General features: G+C 77.5%; 1 protein-coding gene. It reads left to right on the top strand.

The features are described from left to right. The coding region (locus tag EFE23_RS27615) for an Lhr family helicase (RefSeq protein ID WP_123243797.1) at nucleotides 1–3583 on the top strand (3583 nt) is incomplete at both ends.

Below are 3583 nucleotides of genomic sequence, written 5' to 3'. Positions count from 1 at the left end.
CGCGCCAGCCAGCGGAGGTGATGGCGCAGTCCGGGGCGGCGACCGGCGCCCCGCCGGTGATCGCCCGGGCCCACCACGGCAGCGTCTCCCGGCAGGAGCGCAAGCACATCGAGGAGGCGCTGAAGTCGGGGCAACTGCCCGCCGTGGTCGCCACCTCCAGCCTGGAGCTCGGCATCGACATGGGCGCGGTCGACCTGGTGGTGCAGATCGAGGCCCCGCCGAGCGTCGCCGCCGGCCTGCAACGCGTCGGCCGGGCCGGGCACCAGGTGGGGGCGGTCTCCCGGGGCGTGGTGTTCCCGAAGCACCGGGGCGACCTGCTCTCCTGCACGGTGGTCGCCGAGCGGATGGCCGACGGGGCGATCGAGGAGCTGCACTACCCGCGCAACCCGCTCGACGTGCTGGCCCAGCAGATCGTCGCGATGGTGGCCCTGGAGCCGTGGCGGCTGGGCGACCTGGCCGTGCTGGTCCGCCGGGCCGCCCCCTTCGCCGAGCTGCCCGACTCGGCGCTGCACGCGGTGCTCGACATGCTCTCCGGGCGCTACCCGTCGACCGCCTTCGCCGAACTGCGCCCCCGGCTGGTCTGGGACCGGGCCACCGACGTGCTCACCGGCCGGCCCGGCGCCCAACGGCTCGCCGTCACCAGCGGCGGCACCATCCCCGACCGGGGGCTGTTCGGCGTCTTCCTGGCCGGCGCCGAACGCGCCGCCCGGGTCGGCGAGCTGGACGAGGAGATGGTCTACGAGTCCCGGGTGGGCGACGTGTTCCTGCTCGGCTCGTCGTCCTGGCGGATCGAGGAGATCACCCCCGACCGGGTGCTCGTCTCCCCCGCCCCCGGCCAGGCCGCGCGGATGCCGTTCTGGAAGGGCGACCAGCTCGGCCGGCCGGTCGAGCTGGGCCGGGCCATCGGCGCCCGGGTCCGGGCGCTGCTGCGCCAGGGCGACGACGAGGCCGTCGCCGCGTTGCGGGCCGGCGGGCTGGACGACTGGGCCGCCGGCAACCTGCTGGCCTACCTGCGCGAGCAGCAGGCCGCCACCCGCTCGCTGCCCGACGACCGGACGGTGGTGGTCGAGCGGTTCCGCGACGAGCTGGGTGACTGGCGGCTCGCCGTGCACTCGGTGCTCGGCGCCCGGGTCAACGGCCCGTGGGCCCTGGCGATCGGCCGCCGCCTCGCCGAGCGCTACGGCGTGGACGCCCAGGTCATGCCCTCCGACGACGGCATCGTGGTGCGGCTGCCGGACACCGCCGACACCCCGCCCGGGGCCGACGTGGTGGTCTTCGAGCCCGACGAGATCGCCCAGCTCGTCGAGGAGTCCGTCGGCACCTCCGCGCTGTTCGCCTCCCGGTTCCGGGAGTGCGCGGCCCGCTCCCTGCTGCTGCCCCGCCGTGATCCGCGCCGCCGGCAGCCGCTCTGGCAGCAGCGCCAGCGCGCCGCCCAGCTCCTTGACGTGGCCCGCGAGTACGCCGACTTCCCGGTCACCCTGGAGGCCGCCCGCGAGTGCCTCCAGGACGTCTTCGACCAGCCGGCCCTGGCCAGCCTGATGCGCGACCTGGCCGCCCGCAAGGTCCGGCTGGTCGAGGTGGAGTCCGAGCGCCCGTCGCCGTTCGCCCGCTCGCTGCTCTTCGGGTACGTCGGCGCCTTCCTCTACGAGGGTGACGCGCCCCTGGCCGAGCGGCGGGCCGCCGCCCTGGCCCTCGACTCGGCCCTGCTCGGTGAGCTGCTCGGCCGGGTCGACCTGCGGGAGCTGCTCGACCCGGCGGTGCTCGCCGAGACCGAGCGGCAGCTGCGCTGGCGCACCGAGCAGCGCCGGCCCCGCGACGCCGAGGACGTGGTCGAGCTGCTCCGGGTGGTCGGCGACCTGAGCGAGGCGGAGCTGGCCGAGCGGGGCGTACCGGCGGCGTGGCCGGCCGATCTCGAGGCGGCCCGGCGGGTGCTGCGGGTCCGGCTCGCCGGCGAGGAGCGCTGGGTGGTCGTGGAGGACGCGGCCCGGCTGCGCGACGCACTGGGGGTGGCGTTGCCGGTCGGGGTGGCCGAGGCGTACCTGGCGCCGGTGGCCGACCCGCTCGGCGACCTGGTCGCCCGGTACGCCCGCACCCACGGCCCGTTCGCGGCGGCCACCTGCGCCGCCCGGTTCGGTCTCGGCGTGTACGTCGTCGAGCAGGCACTGCGCCGGCTCGCCGGCACCGGCCGGGTGGTCTCCGGCGAGTTCGCCCCGGACAGCGTCGGCACCCAGTGGTGCGACGCCGAGGTGCTGCGCCTGCTGCGCCGCCGCTCCCTCGCGGCGCTGCGCCGGGAGATCGAGCCGGTGCCGCCCAGGGCGCTGGCGTCGTTCCTGCCCCGCTGGCAGCAGGTCGGCTCGTCGGCCCGGGGCGTGGAGGCGCTCGCCGCCACCGTCGAGCAGTTGCAGGGCGCGGCGGTTCCCGCGTCCGCGCTGGAACGCCTGGTGCTGCCCGCCCGGGTGGCCGACTACTCCCCCGCCCAGCTCGACGAGCTCTGCGCCAGCGGCGAGGTGGTCTGGGCCGGAGCCGGGGCGATCTCCGGCGGGGACGGCTGGGTCACCCTGGCGTACGCCGACGTGGCGCCGTTGCTGCTGCCCCCGCCGGACGAGGCGCTGGCGCTGACCCCGCTGCACGAGGCCGTGCTGGACGCGCTCGGCGACGGGCAGGCGCTCTTCTTCCGCTCGCTGTCCGACCGGATGGGCTCCACCGACGACACCCCCCTCACGGTCGCGATCTGGGACCTGGTCTGGGCCGGGCACCTGACCAACGACACCCTGGCTCCGCTGCGGGCGGCGCTGGGCGGGGGTGGCGCCCACCGGGCCCGGCCGTCCGCGCCGCGGACCCGCTACCGCCGTCCCGGCCGGATGGCCCTGCCGAGCCGGGGCGGGCCGCCCACCGTGGCCGGGCGCTGGTCCCGGCTGCCCGACCGCGACCTCGACCCCACCCGCCGGGCCGCCGCCCTCGCCGACCTGCTGCTGGAACGGCACGGCGTGGTCACCCGGGGCGCGGTCGTGGCCGAGCAGGTGACCGGCGGTTTCGCCGCCGTCTACCCGGTGCTGTCCGCACTGGAGGAACGCGGGGCGGCCCGGCGCGGCTACTTCGTCGAAGGGCTGGGCGCGGCCCAGTTCGCGGTGCCCGGAGCCGTCGACCGCCTCCGCGCCCTGGCCGACCCGGTCGACGAGGGCCGGGCGCGGGGCGGCGGCCCGACCGTGGTGCTCGCCGCCACCGACCCCGCCAACCCGTACGGGGCGGCGCTGCCGTGGCCGGAACGGGTGGTCGACTCGGGCGACGGGGCGGCACCGGCCACCGGGCACCGGGCCGGGCGCAAGGCCGGCGCGCTGGTCGTGCTGGTCGGCGGCGACCTGGTGCTCTATGTGGAACGCGGCGGCCGGACCATCCTCTCCTTCACCGACGACGCCGACACCCTGGGGTCCGCCGGCAAGGCGCTCGCCGACGCGGTGCACTCCGGGGCACTCGGCGCGATCTCGGTGGAACGCGCCGACGGCGAGGCGGTGCACTCCTCGCCGCTGCGCGACGCGCTGACCGCCGCCGGCTTCCGCGCCACCCCCCGGGGCCTCCGCCTCCG

This window comes from Micromonospora solifontis, assembly GCF_003725545.1.
Taxonomy (GTDB): Bacteria; Actinomycetota; Actinomycetes; order Mycobacteriales; family Micromonosporaceae; genus Micromonospora; species Micromonospora solifontis.
The sequence above is the reverse complement of the archived record's forward strand: the minus strand, read 5'-3'. Positions and strand labels throughout refer to the sequence as shown.